The sequence below is a fragment of the Streptomyces sp. MS06 genome (genome assembly GCF_047200655.1).
Classification (GTDB): Bacteria; Actinomycetota; Actinomycetes; order Streptomycetales; family Streptomycetaceae; genus Streptomyces.
Map to the genome: position 1 here is coordinate 43,816 of NZ_JBJZOJ010000032.1, position 22,109 is coordinate 65,924.

At 74.6% G+C, this 22,109-nt stretch carries 20 protein-coding genes; 11 read left to right on the forward strand and 9 right to left on the reverse strand.

The features are described from left to right. The first annotated feature begins 6 nt into the window (after nt 1-6). The 3 genes from ACL02U_RS18760 to ACL02U_RS18770 all read left to right on the forward strand — a co-directional run bounded on the left by ACL02U_RS18760 (nt 7) and on the right by ACL02U_RS18770 (nt 1,255). Entirely contained in the window at nt 7-501 is a 495-nt protein-coding gene (locus ACL02U_RS18760) for a DUF2165 domain-containing protein (protein ID WP_412792010.1), read from the forward strand. A gap of 74 nt (nt 502-575) precedes the next feature. After that, nucleotides 576-851, forward strand: a complete 276-nt coding sequence (locus tag ACL02U_RS18765; protein ID WP_412792011.1) for a hypothetical protein — start codon at nt 576-578, stop codon at nt 849-851. Next, complete coding sequence (locus tag ACL02U_RS18770) at nt 848-1,255, forward strand: DNA-binding protein (protein WP_412792012.1); 408 nt, start codon at nt 848-850, stop codon at nt 1,253-1,255. The genes ACL02U_RS18765 and ACL02U_RS18770 overlap by 4 nt, the downstream gene beginning before the upstream one ends. 104 nt (nt 1,256-1,359) lie before the next feature. Here the strand turns inward: ACL02U_RS18770 and ACL02U_RS18775 are convergent, their stop codons facing one another. Both ACL02U_RS18775 and ACL02U_RS18780 read right to left on the reverse strand, forming a co-directional pair. Further along, the gene (locus tag ACL02U_RS18775) at nt 1,360-1,938 is read right to left on the reverse strand and encodes a L,D-transpeptidase (RefSeq protein WP_412792013.1); all 579 of its coding nucleotides are present in this window, start codon (nt 1,936-1,938) and stop codon (nt 1,360-1,362) included. 345 nt (nt 1,939-2,283) lie between these two features. Continuing rightward, on the reverse strand, nt 2,284-4,869 hold the full coding sequence (locus ACL02U_RS18780; RefSeq protein ID WP_412792014.1) for a bifunctional FO biosynthesis protein CofGH: 2,586 nt from the start codon (nt 4,867-4,869) through the stop codon (nt 2,284-2,286). Nucleotides 4,870-5,196: 327 nt separating this feature from the next. Between ACL02U_RS18780 and ACL02U_RS18785 the strand changes: the two genes are divergently transcribed. Together ACL02U_RS18785 and ACL02U_RS18790 are read left to right on the forward strand one after the other, a co-directional pair. Further along, entirely contained in the window at nt 5,197-8,172 is a 2,976-nt protein-coding gene (locus ACL02U_RS18785) for an AfsR/SARP family transcriptional regulator (protein ID WP_412792015.1), read from the forward strand. Between the two features lie 211 nt (nt 8,173-8,383). Continuing rightward, nucleotides 8,384-8,617, forward strand: a complete 234-nt coding sequence (locus tag ACL02U_RS18790) for a hypothetical protein (RefSeq protein ID WP_412792016.1) — start codon at nt 8,384-8,386, stop codon at nt 8,615-8,617. A 394-nt stretch (nt 8,618-9,011) separates the two neighbouring features. On the opposite strand, the gene ACL02U_RS18795 is transcribed toward ACL02U_RS18790, so the two are convergent. Then, nucleotides 9,012-11,363, reverse strand: coding sequence for a serine/threonine-protein kinase (locus tag ACL02U_RS18795; protein ID WP_412792017.1), 2,352 nt, complete (start codon nt 11,361-11,363; stop codon nt 9,012-9,014). A gap of 200 nt (nt 11,364-11,563) precedes the next feature. After that, nucleotides 11,564-12,289 (reverse strand): VOC family protein, encoded by a 726-nt coding sequence (locus ACL02U_RS18800; RefSeq protein ID WP_412792018.1) that lies wholly within the window; start codon nt 12,287-12,289, stop codon nt 11,564-11,566. A gap of 122 nt (nt 12,290-12,411) precedes the next feature. Between ACL02U_RS18800 and ACL02U_RS18805 the strand changes: the two genes are divergently transcribed. Next, entirely contained in the window at nt 12,412-13,053 is a 642-nt protein-coding gene (locus ACL02U_RS18805) for a TetR family transcriptional regulator (RefSeq protein ID WP_412792019.1), read from the forward strand. A gap of 399 nt (nt 13,054-13,452) precedes the next feature. On the opposite strand, the gene ACL02U_RS18810 is transcribed toward ACL02U_RS18805, so the two are convergent. Then, complete coding sequence (locus tag ACL02U_RS18810; RefSeq protein ID WP_412792020.1) at nt 13,453-13,944, reverse strand: Lrp/AsnC family transcriptional regulator; 492 nt, start codon at nt 13,942-13,944, stop codon at nt 13,453-13,455. A gap of 188 nt (nt 13,945-14,132) precedes the next feature. Between ACL02U_RS18810 and ACL02U_RS18815 the strand changes: the two genes are divergently transcribed. After that, nucleotides 14,133-14,798, forward strand: a complete 666-nt coding sequence (locus tag ACL02U_RS18815) for a pyridoxal 5'-phosphate synthase (RefSeq protein WP_412792021.1) — start codon at nt 14,133-14,135, stop codon at nt 14,796-14,798. Between the two features lie 13 nt (nt 14,799-14,811). Here ACL02U_RS18815 and ACL02U_RS18820 read toward each other — a convergent pair whose 3' ends face one another. After that, nucleotides 14,812-15,420, reverse strand: coding sequence for a GNAT family N-acetyltransferase (locus ACL02U_RS18820; RefSeq protein ID WP_412792022.1), 609 nt, complete (start codon nt 15,418-15,420; stop codon nt 14,812-14,814). Between the two features lie 417 nt (nt 15,421-15,837). Between ACL02U_RS18820 and ACL02U_RS18825 the strand changes: the two genes are divergently transcribed. The 3 genes from ACL02U_RS18825 to ACL02U_RS18835 all read left to right on the forward strand — a co-directional run bounded on the left by ACL02U_RS18825 (nt 15,838) and on the right by ACL02U_RS18835 (nt 18,250). Then, nucleotides 15,838-17,025 carry a flavin-containing monooxygenase gene (locus tag ACL02U_RS18825; RefSeq protein ID WP_412792023.1) on the forward strand — a complete coding sequence of 396 codons (1,188 nt, stop codon included), beginning with the start codon at nt 15,838-15,840 and terminating at the stop codon, nt 17,023-17,025. A 111-nt stretch (nt 17,026-17,136) separates the two neighbouring features. Continuing rightward, entirely contained in the window at nt 17,137-17,634 is a 498-nt protein-coding gene (locus ACL02U_RS18830; protein WP_412792045.1) for an AAA family ATPase, read from the forward strand. After that, on the forward strand, nt 17,627-18,250 hold the full coding sequence (locus tag ACL02U_RS18835; protein ID WP_412792024.1) for a carbonic anhydrase: 624 nt from the start codon (nt 17,627-17,629) through the stop codon (nt 18,248-18,250). Before ACL02U_RS18830 ends, ACL02U_RS18835 begins: the two co-directional genes overlap by 8 nt. Nucleotides 18,251-18,819: 569 nt before the next feature. Here the strand turns inward: ACL02U_RS18835 and ACL02U_RS18840 are convergent. The 3 genes from ACL02U_RS18840 to ACL02U_RS18850 all read right to left on the reverse strand — a co-directional run bounded on the left by ACL02U_RS18840 (nt 18,820) and on the right by ACL02U_RS18850 (nt 21,085). Continuing rightward, nucleotides 18,820-19,281: an ATP-binding protein gene (locus tag ACL02U_RS18840; protein ID WP_412792046.1), complete on the reverse strand. Its 462-nt coding sequence runs from the start codon at nt 19,279-19,281 to the stop codon at nt 18,820-18,822. Between the two features lie 649 nt (nt 19,282-19,930). Further along, nucleotides 19,931-20,443: an EF-hand domain-containing protein gene (locus tag ACL02U_RS18845; protein WP_412792025.1), complete on the reverse strand. Its 513-nt coding sequence runs from the start codon at nt 20,441-20,443 to the stop codon at nt 19,931-19,933. 261 nt (nt 20,444-20,704) lie between these two features. Further along, nucleotides 20,705-21,085: an STAS domain-containing protein gene (locus ACL02U_RS18850; RefSeq protein ID WP_412792026.1), complete on the reverse strand. Its 381-nt coding sequence runs from the start codon at nt 21,083-21,085 to the stop codon at nt 20,705-20,707. A gap of 358 nt (nt 21,086-21,443) precedes the next feature. On the opposite strand from ACL02U_RS18850, the gene ACL02U_RS18855 reads away from it, so the two are divergent. Beyond that, entirely contained in the window at nt 21,444-22,025 is a 582-nt protein-coding gene (locus ACL02U_RS18855) for a sigma-70 family RNA polymerase sigma factor (protein ID WP_412792027.1), read from the forward strand. Nucleotides 22,026-22,109 lie beyond the last annotated feature (84 nt).

Here is a 22,109-nt window from a genome sequence, read left to right on the forward strand (position 1 = left end):
ATCGACATGACCACCTCCCCCCGCACCGTCGTATCGGCCGCCGCACTCCTCACCGGCACCGTGGCCCTCTACATCTCCCTGGTCGCCTTCGGGAACATCACCGACTTCGGCACCAACCAGGCCTTCGTGCAGCATGTGCTCGCCATGGACACCACGTTCAAGGACGACGACCTGATGTGGCGGGCCGTCACCGGCAGAGGCCTGCAGAACGCGGCCTACGTGGCCATCATCGTGTGGGAGACGGCGGCCGCGCTGGTGCTGATAGCGGGCACCTGGTGCTGGGCGCGGCGGGACACCGGCCGGGCCCGCCGCCTGTCGACGTACGGGCTGCTGATGCTGATGCTGCTGTTCGGTGCCGGGTTCATCGCGATCGGCGGCGAGTGGTTCGCGATGTGGCAGTCGAAGGACTGGAACGGGCTGACCGCGGCCACCCGGATCTTCCTGGTCTGCGGGATCGTACTGCTCGTCAACCAGCTGCCGGTGGACGAGCGGCGCGGCTGAGCGCACCGGAACACGGCACCCGCCGACACCCCCGAAGAACGTCCTCGACCGCCGTACCCGGGCCACCTGGGCCCATGAAGTCACCACGCCCCGGCGGCACGGAGAACGTCTCCGTCTCGATGCCCTCGGAACTCCTCGGCGCCCTGCGCACACGCACCGGCAAGCGCGGCGTGTCCGCGTACGTGACGGCGGCGGTCCGGCATCAGCTCGCCATGGACGGCCTCGCCGAGATCGTGGCCGCCTACGAAGGCGAGCACGAGCCGCTGAGCGAGGCCGAGATCCAGGCCGCACAGCGTGAGTTGTTCGGTGATGCACCGGCGCCCTACGCGTCGGACACCAGCGCCGTATGAAGGAGCCCGCGGCCAGGTCCCTGGTTCTGGACTCCCAGGCGTTGTCGCTGCTGTTGCGCAGCGACCGCCAAATGATCACCCGCATCGAAGCCACTCGGCGCGTGGGCGTGCCCGTCCTCGTATCGACCCTGACGGTGGTGGAGTCCGTCTGCGGGAAGACGGACGGGGCCCGGCTGCGCTGGACACTCTCCCGCCTTCAGGTCCAGGACGTCACTCAGGCGGACAGCCTCACCGCGGTACGGCTGCTGAGCGACGCCGGCGGCCTGCACGGCCACAAGTACGCCATCGATGCTCTCGTCGCCGCGATGGCGCTGCGCTCCCCGACGCCCGTCCTCGTACTGACCTCGGATCGCGACGACTGGGCGAAACTGTGCGGCGACCACGTACAGATCAAGGACGTCTGACCTCGGCGTATACCTCACACGGGAGCACGCTGCCCGTGGCTGGATGCGGCCGGGTGGGGACATGCAGGCGTACCCGTCCGTCGCCCATGGAGCGTTCTCCCTGATCAGGAGACGACGGCCACCCGGGTGCCCTTGGTGGCGAACGCCCACATCGCCGCCGAGTCGTCCTTGTGCAGCCGGATTCCGCCCGTCTTCGCCCCGGCGGTGGGGGCGGGCGGCGAGGAGCCGTCGAGGGCGCCGGAGAAGGCGATGTAGACGCCGGACCTGGCGGTGAAGTAGACGATGTGCTCGATCGGGACGCCGTCGGTGCCCGTGGTGGCGTCCCGGCGGCCGGCGACCGTGTAGGTCCCCACCTTCGGGCTGACGGTACCGGGCCACACGGTGAAGGTGCGGCGCTGCCCGCCGCTCGCGTCGACCAGCCAGACCCGTTTGCTGCCGAGGGAGTAGACGATGCGGCGGCCGGTGCCGGAACCGTCCGGCAAGGCGACCGCGGTCCGGGTGGGCGCGGGGCGCGGGCTCGGGGAGGCGGACGCCGTGGCGCCGGGGCGGGACTGTGCCGAGGCGACGGGTCTCGGGCCGTGGTCCGCCTGCACCGCCAGTGCCGTGACCGCGGCGACCGCGCCGGCGGTCAGGCCGGTGACCCAGGCCCACGAGGGTATCCGTCGGGCAGGCACGGGCAGCATCTCCTCGGTCTTCGGACCCCGGTACGGAACGGCACCGGAGGCCGGATCATCGTACCGGGCTCCGGGTGGCCGACCGCTCCCCCGGCCCCGTTCCCGCCGCCTCCCGACCCGCCGCGGCCGGGCCCGCGGACGGGGCCGCGCGCCGTGCCGTCCCGCGCCCGGCCCGGGGCGCGCGGGGCACCGGACCGCGCCGGCCGGGAGCGCTTCCGGGACCGGCGCGCGGCCCCGGCACGGCCCCGGCACGGCCTCGCGCGCGGGTCGGTGCAGGTCGGTGCAGGTCGGTGCAGGTCGGCGGCCGTCGGTCCGTGGGTCGGGGCCGGCGGCGGGGCCGCCACGGGTGCCCTGTCAGTCCAGCACCGGCAGCAGCCGGGGCAGGTGCCCGTCCGAGGCGGCCGCCGCACGCTGCCGCTCCTCGGGCACCTCCCCGTACAGCGTGGTGCGCGGCTTCGCCGGGCGGCCCGCCGCCTCCGCCACCGCCACCAGGTCCCGCACCGACTTGTAGGAGCCGTAGGAGGAACCCGCCATCCGCGAGATGGTCTCCTCCATCAGCGTGCCGCCCAGATCGTTGGCGCCGGAGCGCAGCATCCGTGCGGCGCCCTCGGTACCGAGCTTGACCCAGCTGGTCTGGATGTGGGGGATCCACGGGTGCAGCAGCAGCCGCGCCATCGCCGTCACCGCGCGGTTGTCCCGCACCGTCGGCCCGGGCCGCGCGATTCCGGCCAGGTACACCGGCGCGTTGGTGTGCACGAACGGCAGCGTCACGAACTCCGTGAAGCCGCCGGTGCGCTGCTGGATGCCGGCCAGCGTGCGCAGATGGCCCAGCCAGTGCCGCGGCTGGTCCACGTGCCCGTACATCATCGTCGAGCTGGACCGGATGCCCAGCTCGTGCGCGGTCGTGACCACCTCGGCCCAGGTCGCCGCGGGCAGCTTGCCCTTGGTGAGCACCCAGCGGACCTCGTCGTCGAGGATCTCCGCGGCCGTGCCCGGGATGGTGTCCAGGCCGGCCTCCTTGGCCGCCGTCAGCCACTCCCGGACGGAGAGCCCGGTGCGGGACGCCCCGTTGACCACCTCCATCGGCGAGAAGGCGTGCACATGCATGCCCGGCACCCGGGACTTCACCGCCTTCGCGATGTCGAAGTACGCCGTCCCGGGCAGGTCCGGATGGATGCCGCCCTGCATGCACACCTCCACCGCGCCCACCTCCCACGCCTGCTGCGCCCGGTCGGCGACCTGGTCCAGCGACAGCGTGTAGGCGTCCGCGTCGGTGCGGCGCTGCGCGAAGGCGCAGAACCGGCAGCCGGTGTAGCAGACGTTGGTGAAGTTGATGTTCCGGGTGACGATGTACGTCACCTCGTCGCCGACCGCCGAGGCGCGCACGTCGTCCGCCACCCCGCACAGCGCGTCCAGCGCCGCCCCGTCGGCGTGCAGCAGCGCCAGCGCCTCGGCGTCCGTCAGCCGCGTCGGGTCGTCGGCGGCGGTGCGCAGCGCCTGGCGCACGTCGGTGTCGATCCGCTCGGGCACCATGCCGGGTGCGGCGGCCTCCCGCAGGGCGCCCCAGTCGCCGTACACGTCGTCGAAGTCCCCGCGGCGGTCGGCGGAGCGGCCCTCGGTGTCGACCGACACGTGCAGGTCCGTCCGGCCCGAGGCGGTGAACGCCTCCTCCGGTTCCTGCCACGGCAGGCCCTCCGGCATCGCCCCGGCCCGCGCCAGTCCCGTCTCCGGGTCGGCCAGCGCCGCCACGTGCGGGCGCAGCCGCGGGTCCAGCCACGGCTCCCCGCGGCGTACGAACTCCGGGTACACGCACAGCCGTTCGCGCAGCGCGAATCCGGCGGCCCGGGAGCGTTCCGCCAGTTCCTCGATCTGCGGCCAGGGGCGCTCGGGGTTGACGTGGTCGATGGTCAGCGGGGACACCCCGCCCCAGTCGTCGATGCCGGCGCCGATCAGCCGCCCGTAGGCGCTGTCGACCAGGTTCGGCGGGGCCTGGAGGCAGGCCGCGGGGCCCATGACGTGGCGGGCGACGGCGACCGCCGCGACCAGTTCGTCCAGTTCCGCGTCCGGCATGCCGCGCATCGCGGTGTCCGGCTTGGCCCGGAAGTTCTGGATGATCAGTTCCTGGATGCCGTGGTGGGCGCGCGCCACCTTCCGCAGCGCGAACAGCGACTGGGCGCGCTCCTCGTGGGTCTCGCCGATGCCGATCAGCAGGCCCGAGGTGAAGGGGACGGAGGAGCGGCCCGCGTCCTCCAGCACCCGCAGCCGCACGGCGGGCTCCTTGTCCGGGGAGCCGTGGTGCGGGCCGCCGGGCTCGGACCACAGGCGGGTCGCGGTGGTCTCCAGCATCATGCCCATGGACGGCGCGACGGGCTTGAGGCGCTGGAAGTCGGTCCAGGTCAGCACGCCCGGATTGAGGTGGGGCAGCAGGCCCGTCTCCTCCAGGATGCGGACCGAGACGGCGCGGACGTAGGCGATCGTGTCGTCGTAGCCGTGCGCGTCCAGCCACTCCCGCGCCTCGGGCCAGCGCTCCTCCGGCTTGTCGCCGAGCGTGATGAGGGCTTCCTTGCAGCCGAGGGCCGCTCCCTTGCGGGCGATGTCGAGGACCTCGTCCGGGGACAGGAACATCCCGTGCCCGGCCCGGCGCAGCTTCCCGGGCACGGTGACGAAGGTGCAGTAGTGGCAGGTGTCCCGGCACAGCCGGGTGAGGGGCACGAAGACGCTCTTGGAGTAGGTGATGACGCCGGGACGGCCGGCCGCCTCCAACCCGGCGTCCCGGACCCGGGCGGCGGACGCGGCGAGGTCCTCCAGGTGGTCGCCGCGGGCCTGGAGCAGCACCGCGGCCTCGGAGACGTCGAGGGCGACCCCGTCGCGGGCGCGTTTGAGGGCGCGGCGCAGGGAGTTCTCGGTGGGGCCGGTTCCGGAGGCCGCGGAGGTCGTCATCCTTCGAGCATACGAGCGCCGGTGATCGCCGCGCCGGGTGTCCCGCCGCCGACCTCCTGCCGCGCCGGGGCGGCACGGCCGGAGGGGCACGCCCGGCCGTTCCCCGCCACTCCCGACGGTCCGTCACCCCGGCGGTGAGCGGTCCGATTCCGGCGCCGGCGCGGCCTGCGGAACCGCGCGAACGAGGGGCGGACATCGTGGGGACCTTGTGCAGACGGCACCGTTCCCTTGTGATCGGCGTCTCCCACGGCTGACGTGTCCGCCAAGAACAAGGCAAACTGACGGAGTTGTTCGGGATGTCTAGGGCGGGCCCTTGGGGGGACGGCGATGGACGAGGTACCGCGGGTGCCGGAGCAGAGGCGCCCCGACTCCTCGGCGGAGTCGGCGGCGTTGCGCTTCAGCGTGCTCGGCCCGGTGCGTGCCCGGCGCGGCGGGGAGCCGCTGAGCACCGGCTCCCCGCAGCAACGCGCCCTGCTGGCCGCGCTGCTGCTGCGGGAGGGCCGCACGGCGACCTCCGCCGAGCTGATCGACGCCCTCTGGGGCGAGGAGCCGCCGCAGCAGGCGCTGGCCGCGGTACGGACGTACGCCTCCCGGCTCCGCAAGGTGCTCGGCGCCGCGACCCTGGTCAGCGAGTCGGGCGGCTACGCGGTCCGCGGCCCGGGAGCCGGGGCGCTGGACGTGGCCGAGGCCCAGGAACTGGCGGCGCTGGCCGAGAAGTCGCGCAACGCCGGGGACCTGCACGGCGCCCGGGAGGCGCTGGGGCGGACGCTGGCGCTGTGGGACGGGGAGACCCTGGCGGGGGTGCCCGGACCGTACGCGCAGGCGCAGCGGGTCCGGCTGGAGGAGTGGCGGCTGAGGCTCCTGGAGTCGCGCCTGGAACTCGACCTGGAGCTGGGCTGCCACGCGGGGGCGGTCTCCGAACTGACCGCGCTTACCGCGGCGCACCCGCTCCGGGAGGGGCTGCGCGAGCAGTTGATGCTGGCCCTGTACCGCAGTGGGCGGCAGGCGGAGGCGCTCGCGGTGTACGCGGACACCCGGCGGCTGCTCGCCGAGGAGCTGGGCGTGGACCCGCGGCCCGGTCTGCGGGAGCTGCAACAGCGCATCCTGCGGGCCGATCCGGAACTGGCGGACCCGTCGGCGCCGGACGCGGAGCCGACGGCGGTACCGGTACGCCCCGCGCAACTCCCGGCTTCGGTACCGGACTTCACGGGGCGGGCGAGTTTCGTACGGGAACTGAGCGACATCCTGTCCTCGGCCTCGGGAAGCGGCGGCGAGCCCGGACAGCAGGGCCGCGTGATGGCCGTGTCGGCCCTCGCCGGCATCGGCGGCGTCGGCAAGACCACCCTGGCCGTGCACGTCGCCCACCGGGCACGGGCCTCCTTCCCCGACGGGCAGTTGTACGTGGACCTGCAGGGCGCCGGCGCGCGGGCCGCGGAACCGGAGACGGTCCTGGGGTCCTTCCTCCGCGCCCTCGGCACGGCCGAGTCCGCCATCCCCGACTCCCTGGAGGAGCGTGCGGCGCTGTACCGGTCCGTGCTGGACGGCAGACGGGTGCTGGTGCTGCTGGACAACGCGCGGGACGCGGCACAGGTGCGCCCCCTGCTGCCCGGCGCGGCCGGCTCCGCGGCCCTGGTGACCTCCCGGGTGCGGATGGTGGGCCTGGCCGGGGCGCACCTGGTCGACCTGGACGTGATGTCCCCGGACGAGGCGCTGTCGCTGTTCACGAAGATCGTCGGCGAGGAGCGGGTGGCCGGTGAGCGCAAGGCCGCCCTGGACGTCGTGGCGGCGTGCGGCTTCCTGCCGCTGGCCATCCGGATCGCGGCCTCCCGGCTGGCCGCCCGGCGCACCTGGACGGTGTCGGTGCTGGCCGCGAAGCTCGCGGACGAGCGCCGCCGGCTGGACGAGCTCCAGGCCGGCGACCTGGCCGTCAAGGCGACCTTCGAACTGGGCTACGGCCAGCTGGAGCCCGCCCAGGCACGGGCGTTCCGGCTGCTGGGCCTGGCGGACGGTCCGGACATCTCGGTGGCCGCCGCGGCCGCCGTCCTGGACCTGGCGCAGGAGGAGGCCGAGGACCTGCTCGAAGCCCTGGTCGACACGTCGTTGCTGGAGTCCGCGGCACCGGGCCGGTACCGCTTCCACGACCTGGTGCGACTGTACGCGCGGGCCTGCGCGGAGCGGGACGAGTGGCCGCCGAGCGAACGGGAGGCGGCGCTCTCCCGGCTGCTCGACTTCTACCTGGCCACCGCGGCCGGGGTGTACGCCATCGAACGGCCCGGGGACCGGCTGGTCGACGACCTGGAGACCACCGAGCATCCCGGTCTGCGCTTCACCGAGGGCTCGGCGGCCCTGGACTGGCTCTACACCGAGGCCGGCCCGCTCCTGGCCTGCGTCCGGCAGGCGACGGCGACGAGCAGGCTGCGCCGGGCGGTCGACCTGCTGTGGGCGGCCAGGGACCTGGCCGAGTCCGGCGCGAACTCCCGCCAGTACGAGACCACCGCCACCGCGATGTGCGAGGCCACCCGGACCGCCGGGGACGTGCGCGCGGAGGGCAGGGCCCGCACGACGCTCACCAACGTCCTGCTGGTCTCCGGGCGCATCCAGCGGGCCGCGGAGCAGGCGCGGCTGGCCATGGAGTGCGCGGCGGGGGCCGGGGACCTCACCGCGCTCGCCTGGGCGGCGCAGGACCGCGGGGTGACCGCGCTCCACCAGCGCCGGTACCAGGACGGCAAGGTCTTCTTCGACCAGGCCCTGGAGGGGTTCCGGGCCGCCGGGAACGGGCTGTGCGAGGCCACCGCCCTGGGCAATCTGTCCCGCGCCCACATGGGCATGGGAAACACCCTGAAGGCCATCGAGTTCGCCCAGCACGGGCTGGCCGTGCACATCGAGGTGGGCAGCACGATGCGGCTGGCGAACGGGCACTACGCGCTCGGCGTGGCGCTGAGCACGGCCGCCCGGCACGCGGAGGCGCTCAGCCAGTACTCCGAGGCGCTGACCATCTTCGCGGACCACCGGCAACGGCTCTGGCAGGGCACGACGCACTTCAGGATCGCCGAGGCGCACCTCCTCGACCGGAGCCCCGCGCAGTCGGCCCAGCACGCCGAGCAGTCCCTCGCCCTGGGCTGCATCGGCGGGGACCGGATGCGGGGCAACGTGCTGACCCTGCTCGGCCGGGCGCTCTCCGCACTGGGCCAGCTCGACCGGGCCAGGGCATGCTGGCAGGAGGCGCTCAGCCTGCACGAGGAGAACGGCGCCCCGGAGGCCGACGAGGTGCGCGCGCTGCTCTTCCCCGCGACGGTGCGCTGAGCCCGACTGCCGCGGGGGAGGCGGACGTTCAGCGTTCGTTTATCTCCGTCCGGCATTCTCTTACCCGTCACGCCGTCGCGTCGGGGGGCAGGCGGCATGACGAGGAGCGCCGCGCGTTAATGTGCAGCTCCGCAACGCCCGTCCGGCGGCCCTCGGGGGAGTTTCCGGGCGGGCGTTCCACACTCGTCGTCACCGCGGAGGGACGCAGATCATGAGCGACAGGATGCAGGACGCGGAGGCTGTTCCGCTGGACACCAACATGCCCGCCCCGCCGTTGGACGAGACGATCACCACGATGGACACCAACATGCCGGCGCCTCCGAAGGACGGCGACGTCACCACGCTCGACACCAACATGCCGAGCGAGCCGACCGGCAGCGTCCTCACCACGATGGACACCAACATGCCCGCCCCGCCCGCGCTGGACCTGGACGGCGGCAAGTAGACCTTCTCCGGCGGGGGACGGCCGCGGCGGCACCGAGGGGGGAGCCGCCGCGGCCGAGTTCTGCCGCGGGGCGGGACCGGCGCCCGAGCCCGTCGCGCCCGTGACGTCGACCGGGCTCCCCTCCGCGCGCCGGTCGGCGACCGTCCTCCCGTCGAGGCCGGCGCCCCGTCGTCTCCGCGGCGCCCGCAGCCGCACATCGCCGCCGCGGCCGCCGCAGCCGCAGCCGCGCCGCGCACCCGCGCCTCGCCGTGCACCCGCCTCGCCGTGCACCCGCGCCTCGCTGTGCACCCGCCTCGCCGCGTCCCGGCCCCGCCGCACGCGGAACCCGCCGCACGAGTGCCCCGCCGAGCGGGGGCACGGGCGGACCCCGGACGGGCCGGGGGAAGGGCCCGGGTCAGGTGGTCCGCGCCGTGCCCGTGCCCTTCTCCGCGTCAAGGGCGTAGACGCAGCGGTCCTTGCTGCACGCGTACACCACACCGTCCCGCACCAGCGGCGAGCCGGTGATCTCACCTCCGGTGGCGAGCTTCCAGCGCAGCCGGCCGTCGTCGGCCTTCAGCGTGTACAGGAGGTGGTCCGTGGAGCCGAAGTGGATCCGGCCGTCGGCCACCGCCGGGGCGCCGACGATGTCGCCGCCCGCCTGGAAGCGCCACTTGGGAGTGCCGGTGACCGCGTCGAGCGTGTAGAGGCCGCGGCCGCTGCCCACGTGCACGTGCCCGGCGGACACCAGGACCGGTTCGAGGGAGGCGCGGGACTCGGTGGCGATGCGCCAGCGGTCGCGGCCGTCGGTGGCGTCCAGGGCGTAGACCGTGCCGAGGTGGTCGGCGAGGTAGACACCGCCGCCGGTCACCGCGGGGCCGGGCACGAAGGCGGGCGGGGACAGGAACACCGCGGGCGCCTCGAAGTGCCAGCGGACCCTGCCGCCGGCCACGTCGACGGCGAGGGCCCGGGTGCCGGCGGAGACGTACACGAAGCCGTCCGGGGCCGGGGCCACCCGCACCGGTACCCCGCCGCAGGAGGCAGCGTCGCCGACGGGGTAGTTCCAGCGCTCCTCGCCGGTCCGGGCGTCCAGCGCACGCAGCCGGGCGTCCTGCCAGACGTAGACGGTGCCCTCGTGGAGGGCGGGGCCGGCCTCCGGGGACTCGAAGTCCGTCTGGCAGCCGGTGATCTCCCACAGTTTCCGGCCGCTGGAGGCCTCCCAGGCCTGGACGCCGCCGCCGCGGGTGCCGGTGACGACGGTGCCGCGGTCGGCCTGGAGGGAGTACACCCAGGCGTCGGTGGTCAGGCGCCACAGGTCGGCGCCGTCACGGGCGTCGAGGGCGAAGAGGGTGGGTCCGTCGGAGGCGTGGATGCGGCCGTCGGCGACCGCCATGGACCAGGCGACGTCCCGGGTCTTGAAGCGGCGGCGGCCGGTGGCCACGTCGAGGGCGTGCACCTCGAAGGAGGTGACGTAGACGAGGTCGCCGCCGACGGCCGGGGTGCCCCAGACGTCGTTCGACATGCGGAAGCGCCAGGGACGCCAGCCGGTGTGCGGTTCGGGAGCGGCCGGCGGCGGGTTCGGTGCGACGGGGTCGGCGCCGTTGGCGCCGGAGTGGGCGCGGCTCCAGGAGCCGGCGAGGGCGGCCTCGGGCGCGGGTGCCCGTACGGCGGCGGCGCGGACGTCGGCGACGCGGGGGCCGGGCCCGATCGGCACGGCGGCCCCGGCGAGCCGCACCGGGCCGGTGTCCGGGGAGCCGGCCGGCGGGGGCGGCTGCGTCGGCACCGCGGGGGCGTGCGGGGGCTGCGGCGGCACTCCGGGGCCCGCGGGGCGGCCGGGGCCGCGGGGGCCGGCGGGTCCGGGCCGGGCGGCGGTGCGGCCGCCGCGCCGGCCCTCGATCAGCCCGACCGCCTTCTCCGGAAGCCAGGCGGAGGCGGTGCCGCTGTCGTCGGTGCCGGAGCCGAAGAGGTGCGGGGCCAGCCGGGCCTGGAGGTCGGCCGGGGTGGGGCGGCCGGCGGCCTCCATCTGCATGCAGGACTCGATCAGCGGGCGCAGTTCGTCCGGCAGTCCTTCCAGGTCGGGGCCCTCGCGGAGGAGCATGAAGACGGTCTCGACGGGGTTGGCGCCGTGGAAGGGCGGGTGGCCGGTGGCCGCGAAGACGAGGGTGGAGCCGAGCGAGAAGACGTCGCTGGCCCCGGTCACGCTCCGCGAGTCCTTGGCCTGCTCGGGGGACATGTAGGCGGGGGTGCCGACCGCCACGTTCGTCATCGTCAGACGCGTGTTCGAAACGCCGGAGGCGATACCGAAGTCGATCACCCGGGGGCCGTCCTCCACCACGAGGACGTTGGACGGTTTGAGGTCCCGGTGCACCAGGCCGGCCCCGTGGATGGACTGGAGGGCTTCCGCCACGCCCGCCGCCAGCCAGCGCACGGCCTGCGCCGGCAGCGGTCCGCACTCGTTCACTATCTCCTCGAGGGAGGGTGCGGGCACGTAGGCGGTGGCCAGCCAGGGCACCGCGGCGCGCGGGTCGGCGTCGACCACGGCGGCGGTGTAGAAGCCGGAGACCGCGCGGGCCGCCTCCACCTCGCGCGTGAAGCGGACCCGGAACAGCTGGTCCTCGGCCAGTTCCGTGCGGACCGTCTTGATCGCCACCCGCCGGCCGGACGCCGAGCGCGCGAGGAAGACCAGCCCCATGCCGCCGGCTCCCAGCCGCCCCAGCACCTCGAACGGCCCGATCCTGCGCGGATCGTGCTGCGTCAGCTGATCCACCACTTGCCTGCCACCTCCCCGTACGCGCCGCGCCGGCCGCTCGTGCTCGCGGCCGGAGTGCAGCGTCTCACCACCGCACCGCCCTGGCGGCACGCACCCCGATTCTTCCTGGCCGGGCCGCCGGTTGCGAACCCGGGGCGGTATGGGATGTCTCGTGTCATGTCAGGACAGAACCCACCCGGGCCGCGGCCGGACGCGCCGGGTCAGGGCTCCAGCACCGCGAACGACGCCCCCTGATTGTCGGTGACGACGGCCACCCTCCCGTACGACGTGTCGAACGGCACCGCCTGCACCCGGCCGCCGAGCCGCTGCACGGCGGCGAGCGTCTCCTCGCAGTCCCGGACCGCGAAGTGCACCAGGAAGTGCGGCGGCATCTCGGCCGGGAAGACGTCGGAGACGGGGGAGCGGCCGAAGCGGGGCTCGGCGCCGGGCCCGAAGAGGGCCTCGCGGAAGAGGCCGCCGTAGAAGGCGTTGGCGGCGCCGGTGTCGCGGGTGTAGAGCTGCACCCAGGCGAAGGTGCCCGGGGCGCGGCGGTCGCCGAAGCCGGGGTGGCTGCCCGGCTGCCACAGGCCGAAGACGGCGCCCTCGGGACCGGCGACGAGAGCGGCGCTGCCCAGTCCCTCGCCGACCTGGGCCGGAGCCGCCACGACCTGGCCGCCGGCCGTCCGGATGCGCCGCACCGCCGCCTCGGCGTCCTCGGTGGCGAAGTACACCGTCCACACGGTCGGCAGCCGCCCGTCCGTCTTGGGCACGAGGGCCGCCACCCGCTCCCCGCCGAGCCGGGCCCACACCCGGGAGCCCTCCGCGTCCTCGTAGGTCCACCCGAAGAGCTCGCCGTAGAACCGCTTGCCCGCCGCCACGTCGGGCAGCTGGGCATCCACCCAGCAGGGGGCGCCCTCGGGGCGTCCGGATGTGCTGTTTTCGGCCATGACGTCAAAGTAACGGGCTCTCACGCAGGCCGCAGACCAGGCACACCAGCCGCCGACCCCTCATGCACCCCATTTGCAGTCGGCCGAATCGCGCTCAGATCACCCGTCGGTAAGCTGACGGCATGACAGGACAAGTACGTACTGTCGACGGCCGCGTGGCCGGTCGACGCGGTCAGGAGACGCGGCAGAAGCTGCTCGACTGCCTCAGTGACATGCTCAGCTCCTCTCCCTACCGGGACGTCAAGGTCATCGATGTCGCCCGGAAGGCAGGCACCTCGCCCGCGACGTTCTACCAGTACTTCCCGGACGTCGAGGGTGCCGTCCTGGAGATCGCGGAGCAGACCGGCACGGACGGCAGCGGGCTGGCCGAACTGCTCGAGGGACGGTCCTGGGTGGGCAAGGCCGGCTGGCAGACGGCACAGGACCTCGTCGACGGGTTCCTGGACTTCTGGAAGAAGAACGACGCGATCCTGCGCGTGGTCGATCTCGGCGCCGCCGAAGGCGATAAACGTTTCTCCAAGATCCGTACGAAGATCCTCAACTCGGTGCACAGCTCCCTCGCGGAGTCCGTCGCCGCGCTGCAGGCCAAGGGCAGGGTCGACCCGGACGTGAACCCCGCGGCGATCGCCGGCTCGCTGGTCGCGATGCTCGCGGCGGTCGCCTCCCACCAGAAGGGCATCCAGGGCGTCAAGCAGGCCGAGCTGCGGCCGAACCTGGCGCTGCTGGTGCACCTGGGCGTGACGGGCAGGAAGCCGACGAAGTAGCGGCCGCCCGCGCCGAGCCGGCCGGTGGCCGGCGGTCCGGCGCAGCCCCGGCGGTCGCCCAGGCCGCCGCCGTCGCAGCGGTCCCGAAGCCGGCACGGCCGGGGGACGGGCGCGCTCCGGCGAGCGGGCGACGACGACCGGGCCCGACGGCTCCGATTGCTCCGATGGCTCCGATGGCTCCGGCGGCGCCGACGCCCCGAGTCCTGTCTTACGGGCGGTGGTTCACCCGAGTGGACCGCCGCCTTTCGCGCGTCGGGAAGCCGTTCAACCGGCGGTCGTACGCCAGGACGCACCGGACGCACGGACGCACCGGGTACGCAGGGAGCGCAGGGGGCGCAGGGGGCACAAGGGGCGCAGGGCGGCGCAAGGCGCGCAGGGCGAGCAGTCGGTGCTGCGCCGTCAGGAGGCCCCGGCGGCGGCCGGACCGGCAGCGGTCCGCCCGGCGGGCAGCGGCCGGTCCCTGACCACGCGCTTCATCACCAGCGTGGAGGTGAGCCGCTGCACACCCGGCAGCGCGGCCAGCCGCTCGTCGTACAGCCGCCGGTAGGCGGCGAGGTCCGCGGCGACCACCCGCAGCAGGTAGTCCGGCTCCCCGAACAACCGCTCCGCCTCCAGCACCTCCTCCACCTCGGTGAGCGCCTGCTCGAACCCGGCGACCGTGTCCCGGTCCTCCTGCCGCATCGACACGAAGACCAGCGCCTCGAAACCCAGGCCCACCGCCGCCGGCGGCACCACGGCCCGGTAGCCGCTGATGGCCCCCGACCGCTCGAGCTCGCGCAGCCGCCGGTGGCAGGGCGAGACGCTCAGCCGCACCCGCGCGGCCAGCTCGGTCACCGTCAGCCGGCCGTCCTGCTGGAGCTCGGCAAGTATCCGTCGGTCCATGTCGTCCATGAGGCGGATTCTGTCGCCATGCCGCTCATACGCAGAAAATTCGGGACCGTTTTCGGCCGTGCGGCATCCGGTGACCGCCCCGGGCAGCGGATGCCGGAGCGGTGCTCTCCCGCCGCGCCCCGACCCGCACCGCGCGGCATCGGGGGTGACCGCCGCGGCCGGTCCGGTCCCCGCGCGACAATCGGGGCATGGCAACGGATCTTCACGAGCTTCTGCGATCGCTGCGGGTGTGGGACCCGGAGGTGACGTCCCTGCCGCCGTTCGATCCGGAGTCCGCGCCCGGGGAACCGCTCACCCTGTTCACCGAGTGGTTCGCCGGGGCGGTGGCGGCGGGGCAGCCGGAGCCGCACACCATGTCCCTGGCGACGGCGGACGGGGAGGGGCTGCCCGACGTGCGGACCGTGATGCTGCACGGCGCCGACGGCGACGGCTGGTCCTTCGCGACCCACTCCACCAGCCGCAAGGGCCGCCAGCTCACCGCCCGCCCGTACGCGGCCCTCGGCTTCTACTGGCCGGCGCAGGCCCGGCAGGTGCGGGTCCGCGGCCCCGTCGCCGCCGCCCCGGCCGAGGCGGCGCAGGCCGATCTGCACGCCCGCTCCACGGGCGCCCTGGCCGCCGGACTGACCGGGCGGCAGAGCAGCGTCCTCGGCTCGGTGGCGGAGCTGGCGCGGGCCTCGGAGGCGGCCTGGGAACGGGCGCGGCGGGAACCGGAGGCGGAGGTCCCGTCATGGACGCTGTACCGGCTGCGGCCTCGGGAGGTGGAGTTCTTCCAGGGGGACGAGCGCCGGCGGCACGTCCGGCTGCGCTACCGCAGGGAGCCCGACGGGTGGGCCAGGGAACTGCTCTGGCCCTGAGGGGCCTGCTCCCTCACGGCGTTCCCGGCGCGGGGTCGGTGGCCAGGCGGGCGTGCAGGTGCACGTCACGGAAGGCGTCCCGGCGCCCCGCCTCCCACATGGCGCCGCGCATGATCCCCTCGGCGGGGAATCCGCAGCGCTCGGCGATCCGGCAGGAGGCGTCGTGGCCCAGGGCGTGGCCGAGTTCCAGGCGGTGCAGTCCCAGGTCGGTGAGCGCCCAGTGGGCGGCCAGGGCGAGCGCCCGGACGGCGACGCCCCGGCCGCGGGCCTCGGGCAGCACCCAGTAGCCGACGCGACCGGTGCGGAAGGTGAGGCTGATCGCGTTGACGCCGACGTGCCCCAGCGTCGTGCCGCTCTCCTCGTCCGTGACGCGGAAGCCGACACCCGTACCGTCCGCGGCGGCCTGCTCCCTGCCGCGCAGCGACTCGCGGGCGCCGTCCAGGTCGGTGATGTCCTGCAGCGGGGTGTTCCAGTGGCGGAACTCCGGGTCGTTCACCCCGCGCAACCAGTCGCGGGCGTGGTCGTCCCGGGCGGCCTCCCAGGCACGCAGCCGCAGTCCGTTCCCGTGCGGCTCGGCGAGGGGCGGGCGGGGCGCGTCGGAGGGCTGGGGTATGTGGTCCATGCAGTCATTCAATCCCGCCCGCGCGCCCGGACGCCGTCCGGGGACCCCCGCTCCCCCTCGGGCCGCACCCTCCCGGCGGTCCGCACCTCCCGGCCCCCGGGACCTCCCGGGCGGCCCGGGCCTCCCCGGCCTCCTCGCCTCCTCGATCCTCCAGGTCCGCTCGCTCCCCTCGATCTACCCGGTCCCCTCGATCTACCCGGTCCCCTCGCTCCCCCGACGCTCTCGATCTCCCCGACGCTCTCGATCTCCCCGATCTCCTCGATCTCCTCGGGATGGGCACATCTCCCGCGGTGCGGGCACGACCAGGGCGCGTACGTCACGAGTCCCACCCGTCTCTCCCGCAGTCGTGATCAATCCGCAACCGATTCCGGTCTTGACCGAGACCCATCAATGCATCACCTGATTACGCTCGCGTACATGTCCGACTCCACAGCGTCCCCGATCCCCGCAGACCGACCCGTGTACGTGATCGGCGGCGGCCCCGGCGGCCTCGCCGCCGCGTACGCGCTGCGCAGCCAGGGTGTACGCGCCGTCGTCCTGGAGAAGTCCGACCGGGTCGGCGCCTCCTGGCGGCACCACTACGACCGGCTGCGCCTGCACACCACCCGCCGTCTCTCCGCCCTGCCCGGACTGGCGATACCCCGGCGTTTCGGCCGGTGGGTCGCCCGGGACGACGTGGTGCGCTACCTGGAGAAGTACGCCGAGCACCACGAGCTGGAGATCGTCACAGGCGTCGAGGTCTCCCGCGTCGACCCGGCCCCCGACGGCGGGGGCTGGCTGCTGCACGCCACCGGAGGCCGCGAACTGACCGGTGCCGCGGTCGTCGTGGCCACCGGCCACAACCACACGCCGCGGATGCCCGACTGGCCGGGCCGCGAGGCGTACCCCGGGGAGCTCCTGCACGCCTCCGCCTACCGCGGCCCCGGGCCGTACGCGGGCCGGGACGTGCTGGTCGTCGGGGCGGGCAACACCGGTGCCGAGATCGCCGTCGACCTGGTCGAGGGCGGGGCCGCGCGGGTGCGGCTGGCGGTGCGCACGGCCCCGCACATCGTGCGGCGCTCCACCGCGGGCTGGGCCGCCCAGTACAGCGGCATCCTGGTGCGGCGGCTGCCGCTCCGGCTCGTCGACCGGCTGGCGAGACCGCTGGCGCGGCTGAGCGTGCCGGACCTGTCGGCGTACGGCCTGCCCCGGCCCGGGACCGGCCTGGCCAGCCGGGTCGCCGAGGGCGCCATCCCGGTGCAGGACGTGGGCCTGATCGACGCGGTGCGCACGGGCCGGGTCGAGGTGGTGCCCGCCGTGGAGGCCTTCGAGAGCGGGAAGGTCGTCCTCGTCGACGGCCGCCGCGTCGAGCCGGACGCCGTCGTCGCCGCGACCGGGTACGACCGGGCCCTGGAGGGACTGGTCGGCCACCTGGGCGTGCTGGACGAGCGGGGCAGGCCGGTGGTGCAGGGCGCCCGCACCCCGCCGACCGCACCCGGCCTGTTCTTCACCGGGTTCACCAATCCGATCAGCGGCATGCTCCGCGAACTGGCCCGCGACGCCAGGAGGATCGCCAAGGCGGTCGCCCGTTCGGGCGGGCGGCGGCTGTCGCGGCTGCCGGGCTGAGGCGGGGCCCGCGGTCCGGCGGCGGGACCGGGCGGAAGGTCCGAGGGACCGGTCGGCGGGCAGCGTGGAAACGCCCGTTCCGTGACGGACCGAGCCGAACGGCACGCACACATGCCGGAGCTGCCGGCCGGCGGGCGCAGGGCCGACCATCGAGCGGGGTTCGCTTTCGTGGGGCGCGAGGAGGAGCTGCGCCGGCTCCTGGAAGCTCTCCGCGAGGGTCCAGCCGTGGTCTTCGTGGAGGGCGGGGCCGGGACCGGGAAGTCGCGGCTGCTGCGGGAGGCCGAGAACCACCTGGCCGACCGCAGCCTGCCCGTCCTCTCGCGCAGGGCCTGCCGGCAGCGGGCGGCGTCCGCGGTGGCGCCGAGGCGGGTAGCGGTGACGGGGAGTCAAGGCCGAGCGGGTGGTGTCACGGCGCGGCGGCCGGCGCCGGCGCGGGTCGGTTGCGCGCGCCACCGGCGCCCGGGGCCCGGTACCGCCCGGTCCGGGCCCGCTCGCCCGCTCCCCCGCTCGCCCCGGGCGCCGAGGTGTGCCTCGGCGGGGCCGTCTCACCCTGCGGAGGCGGCGTTGCCTCCGGCGGGAGGGGGTCGGGTAGGTTGCCCGTATGCCTGATCTCAGTTGGTCCTCGCCCGCCGAGGCGTACGCCGCACTCCTGCAGGGCAACGAGCGCTTTGTCCGGGGCACCGGCCTGCACCCCAACCAGGACGCCGACCGCCGTTCGGAACTGGCACCGCGGCAGCGCCCGTTCGCGGTGCTCTTCGGCTGTTCGGACTCCCGACTCGCGGCGGAGATCATCTTCGATCGCGGGCTGGGGGACCTCTTCGTCGTGCGCACGGCCGGCCACGTGTCGGGCCCGGAGGCGCTCGGCAGCATCGAATACGGGGTCAAGGTGCTGAGCGCACCGCTCGTCGTGGTGCTCGGGCACGACTCCTGCGGCGCCGTCACGGCTGCCTCGGAGACCGAGCGCGGGGGTCCCGCGCCCGCGGGTTACATCGGGGACGTGGTGGAACGCGTGATGCCGAGCGTGCTCGCGGCGCGCGCCTCGGGGTGCACCGAGGTCGACGAGTTCGTGGACGAGCACATCCGGCGGACCGTCGACGGGCTGGTGCACCGCTCGCCGGTACTGGCAGAGGAGGTGTCCGCCGGGCGCTGCGCGGTCGTGGGCCTGTCGTACCGGCTGGCCGAGGGAACGGTGAACCGGGTGGCGGCCCGCGGACTCGGCGACTAGGACCGCCGGCGGGCGCTGCTTGACGTTCCTGCGGGCGCGTCCGGCGGGGAGCAGCGGGCGGGCGCCGGGGTCGGCCCGGCAGTCGCCGGGCGGCGGTCCACAGCCTGTGGACAGAGCCGGCCGGTGCGGCGATCCGGGCGATCGGACCGGCGGCGCGCCTCCCCCCCTCGCTCCCGGCCCGCCCGGTCGGGCGTGCCCCCCGTCCTCCCGAGCGCGGCCCCGCGCACCGCCGTCCGACTCCGGCGTACCCGCCCCGACGCCCCTTCGCCCGTTCGGCCCTGAAGGGGACAGACGCCGGATCACGATGCGCACTCGCCGAGGGCCGCCGTCACCGAAGCCCTCGCCGTCCCCTCGCGGCGAATCGCTGACCACCAGAGTGATCAAGCAGACACGCGGCGTCAACACCCGAACGAGGGATTGTCACTTACGCCCGCTTTGCGGTGGGCGCGCACGGATGCACGGTGCGGGCGCACGGACTTGTTCCGGACGGATCGCGGCGCCACCCGGTCACGCCGTGCTCCGTGCCGTGCTCCGTGCCGTGCGCCGGGCACGGCGGATGGAACGGACCGTCAGACCGCTTCGTAGGCCAGGCCGTCGTAGGCCGGAGAGACGGTCCCGCGGGCCGCACCCGACGCCTCCGGCCGTGCGCACCGGTCGAGTTCGCACCAGATGCTCTTGCCGGCCCCCTCGGGGCTCCAGCCCCAGCGGTCGGCGAGGCCGTCGACGAGGGCCAGTCCGCGACCACCGGTCGCCTCACCGTCCACGCACCGCGGCACCGGTGCCCGCCCGCTGCGGTCGACGACCTCCAGCCGCAGGACCTCCGGCCCGTCCGCCGCACCCGGGAGGGAGAGACGCAGCACGGCCGGACAACCCGTGTGCACCACGGCGTTGGTGACGAGTTCGGAGACGAGCAGGACCAGGGTCTCGGCAAGGGGCCCGTCGGCCGCAATGCCCGACCCGGCGAGCCGCGAGCGAGCCCACCTCCGGGCCCTTCCCACCTCAGCGGGGTCGGGCCGGATCTCCAGCTGCACCTGTAGCACCTGCACCGCTCACACCATCCGAACCGGCGGACACGTGGCCGCGCGCCACGCGAGCACCACGACGACGAGGGCCACGATCCTAGCCATTTTGTGCATGACCAGGACAATGACAGGGGCCCGGGTCACGGAACGTGAATCCCTTACGGGACAGCTTGATTGACGTACCGTCACCCCAACAAGCGCTTCGGGCATATTCCAGCGCGAAGGAGTACCCGTGCGGCATACTGTGCGACGCCCCCCGCGGGCAGTCGAACAGGCAACACCGGCATAGCGCGTACCGGGAACCACTCGCATCCCACACAAGGTACCCGAGCATCCGGTCGACTCCAGGCCGTGACGAGTCACGCCTAGGGCACAACCCGGTATCGACGCTGCGTGATCGGGCCGTGCCACGATCGGTGACATGTCCGGCCGCCGCGCGTCGCACCCGCCGAACCGTCCTCCGCCCCGGGCGGGTTGCGCCGGCCCGAAGGCCGGCGGCCCGCACTCGGTGGACCGCGCGCCCCCTCCGCACCGTCGCACGGCTCGCGGAGCCGGGGCGGCGGTCACCGCGGGTGGGGCGGCCGGGGGCGTGCGGCGGTCCGGGCGGCGCGCCTCGGCGCCTCGCGGCGACGGCAGTTGCACCCCCGGACGGCCCGCCTCACTCGGGAACGGTGAAGTAGCGGGCGAAGGCGGGCACGATGTCGGTCTCGCCGATCCGGCCGTCGCGGTCGCCGTCGAGCGCGGCCGCCGTGGTCCGGGCGACGCCCTCCGGCACCCCCAGAGCGCGCAGCGCGCGCGTGGTGTCCCCGACCGTGGCGGCCCCGTCGCCGTTGGAGTCGGCGACGGCGAGTGCGGCGTGCAGGAAGGGGCGGGCGATCTCGGCGAACCGCTCCGGGTTGTCGCGCAGGCGTTTGACCGCGCCGGTGACGAACTCCTCGCGGCCGATCCGCTGGTCGCCGTCCCGGTCCGCCATGCCGGCCATGCCCTGCCAGAAGGCCTCGGCACCGGCGTACAGGGACTGGCCCCGGTCGGAGCGGGCCGCGACACCGAACTCGGCGAGCACCGCCTTGGCGGCGGCGTCGAAGTCGGCCCGGTCGATCCAGCCGTTGCCGTCCTGGTCGAAGGTGGCGAACCGGGCGGCGATCTTACGCTCGTACTCGCTGCTGACCATGTGTCCTCAGGCCGCCTCACGTCACGTCGGGGTAGGTCTGCCTGGAGCGTACGACGCGGGTGTACGCCGAGGCGCGCAGCGGCGAAGCCTGTACCAAGACCGGGGGAATTCCGGGACGACTCTGTGGCGGAGCAACGGGCCTTGTGCCCACCCGTCCGGGGCCGCCGCCCGGACGGCCGGCGCGGAGGTGCGGACGGCGCGGTGCGGACGTGCGGCCGGTGCGGAGGTGCGGCCGGCACGGAGGTGCGGTCGGTGCGGCCGTCAGGCCGACAGGGGCCGCGCCTCCTCGTCCACCGCGTCCACCAGGTCGGCGTGCACGTCGAAGAGGCGGCGCACACCGAGGGCGCCGAGCACCCGGTTCACGTGCGAGCCCTCCTCCGCGCCGCGGGCGGGCAGCACCAGGCGCAGTCGGCCCCGGCAGGACCGGATCAGCCGCCGGGTGGCGATGAGCACACCGACACCGCTGGAGTCGCAGAACCACACCTCGGCCAGGTCGAGGACGAGGCTGTGCCGCCCCTCGGCGATCATGTCGTGGACGCGTTGCCGCAGCACGGGCGATGTCATCAGGTCCAGTTCGCCCGAGACCTGGAGCACGGCCCACTCGCCCTGCTCACCGTCGGTCACCTTGAACGTCACCACCACGCCCCTCGCTCGCCGGAATCCACCCGGAACCGCCACGAACCGGAAGCGTTTCCTACGCTTCCCTTCAGCGCGGCTGCCCAGCGGCCGTTCCCTGAAACACGGCACAGGAAACGACAGGCGATCGACAAAGGTCTTGTTTCGGTCACGCTCGATCAGGTTCGATCGGACATGCAATGCGTTGGTTTCGGAGGTGCGCGAGTGGGTGGCCCTGCGGGCCGGGCAGCCGCCCCTACCATCTCGCGCGCCCCGGGGGGCGCACCTTGGCACAAAGGGGCGCGCGCCGTGAGGCGTGCCGACTACATTCGAGGAGACGGTGAGCGCACGCTCGACTCGGGCACAGGCAGGGTGAGGGGGCCGTATGGCGAAGAAGGACGCACCGCCCCGCTGGGACCGCAGGATGCAGCAGCGGCTCGAACGCGGCGAGGCGGCCGCCCTGGGTGAGCTGTACGACCGCTTCGCCTCACTGGTGCACGGCCTCGCCCACCGGGTGCTCGGCGACGAGCACGCCGCGGACCGCGTCACCCGCGAGGTCTTCGCGCACGTCTGGGAGCACCCCGAGGGCTACGACCCCAGGCAGGGGCCGCTGCGCACCTGGGTCGCCGCGCTGGCCCACCACTTCGCCGTGCAGCGGCTGCGCGCCGCGGAGACCGCGGCGCTCGCCGGAGGCGGGCCCGGCTCGGCAGAGGAACTCGAACGCAGGGTGCGGCACGCCTCCGTCACGGCCCGCGCCGACTACATCGTGCAGGCCATGCCCGCACCGCTGCGCGCCGCCCTGGAACTGGCCTACTTCCAGCGCCGCGACTACCGCCAGACCGCGGCCGACCTGGGCGTCACCGAGGACGAGGCGCGCCGCCGGCTCCGTCTGGGCCTGCAACTGCTGTCCACCGCCCACGACGCGGCGCCGCCGGCGACACCGCCGAAGTACGGAGGCGCCGCGTGAGCGAGGCGAACCGCGGCGCGCCCGGGGAGGCGCGGGAGCAGCACGGCGACACCGGCGCGCGGACCGGGGAAGGGGCCGGCGGTC

What these genes read in the sequence shown, in the direction of transcription:
- ACL02U_RS18800 (WP_412792018.1), bottom strand. Translation starts at nt 12,289, where the DNA reads ATGGCCGAAAACAGCACATCCGGACGCCCCGAGGGCGCCCCCTGCTGG.
- ACL02U_RS18770 (WP_412792012.1), top strand. Translation starts at nt 848, where the DNA reads ATGAAGGAGCCCGCGGCCAGGTCCCTGGTTCTGGACTCCCAGGCGTTG.
- ACL02U_RS18845 (WP_412792025.1), bottom strand. Translation starts at nt 20,443, where the DNA reads ATGGTCAGCAGCGAGTACGAGCGTAAGATCGCCGCCCGGTTCGCCACC.
- ACL02U_RS18835 (WP_412792024.1), top strand. Translation starts at nt 17,627, where the DNA reads ATGCCTGATCTCAGTTGGTCCTCGCCCGCCGAGGCGTACGCCGCACTC.
- ACL02U_RS18825 (WP_412792023.1), top strand. Translation starts at nt 15,838, where the DNA reads ATGTCCGACTCCACAGCGTCCCCGATCCCCGCAGACCGACCCGTGTAC.
- ACL02U_RS18810 (WP_412792020.1), bottom strand. Translation starts at nt 13,944, where the DNA reads ATGGACGACATGGACCGACGGATACTTGCCGAGCTCCAGCAGGACGGC.
- ACL02U_RS18805 (WP_412792019.1), top strand. Translation starts at nt 12,412, where the DNA reads ATGACAGGACAAGTACGTACTGTCGACGGCCGCGTGGCCGGTCGACGC.
- ACL02U_RS18760 (WP_412792010.1), top strand. Translation starts at nt 7, where the DNA reads ATGACCACCTCCCCCCGCACCGTCGTATCGGCCGCCGCACTCCTCACC.
- ACL02U_RS18765 (WP_412792011.1), top strand. Translation starts at nt 576, where the DNA reads ATGAAGTCACCACGCCCCGGCGGCACGGAGAACGTCTCCGTCTCGATG.
- ACL02U_RS18790 (WP_412792016.1), top strand. Translation starts at nt 8,384, where the DNA reads ATGAGCGACAGGATGCAGGACGCGGAGGCTGTTCCGCTGGACACCAAC.
- ACL02U_RS18780 (WP_412792014.1), bottom strand. Translation starts at nt 4,869, where the DNA reads ATGACGACCTCCGCGGCCTCCGGAACCGGCCCCACCGAGAACTCCCTG.
- ACL02U_RS18815 (WP_412792021.1), top strand. Translation starts at nt 14,133, where the DNA reads ATGGCAACGGATCTTCACGAGCTTCTGCGATCGCTGCGGGTGTGGGAC.
- ACL02U_RS18830 (WP_412792045.1), top strand. Translation starts at nt 17,137, where the DNA reads ATGCCGGAGCTGCCGGCCGGCGGGCGCAGGGCCGACCATCGAGCGGGG.
- ACL02U_RS18820 (WP_412792022.1), bottom strand. Translation starts at nt 15,420, where the DNA reads ATGGACCACATACCCCAGCCCTCCGACGCGCCCCGCCCGCCCCTCGCC.
- ACL02U_RS18785 (WP_412792015.1), top strand. Translation starts at nt 5,197, where the DNA reads ATGGACGAGGTACCGCGGGTGCCGGAGCAGAGGCGCCCCGACTCCTCG.
- ACL02U_RS18855 (WP_412792027.1), top strand. Translation starts at nt 21,444, where the DNA reads ATGGCGAAGAAGGACGCACCGCCCCGCTGGGACCGCAGGATGCAGCAG.
- ACL02U_RS18775 (WP_412792013.1), bottom strand. Translation starts at nt 1,938, where the DNA reads ATGCTGCCCGTGCCTGCCCGACGGATACCCTCGTGGGCCTGGGTCACC.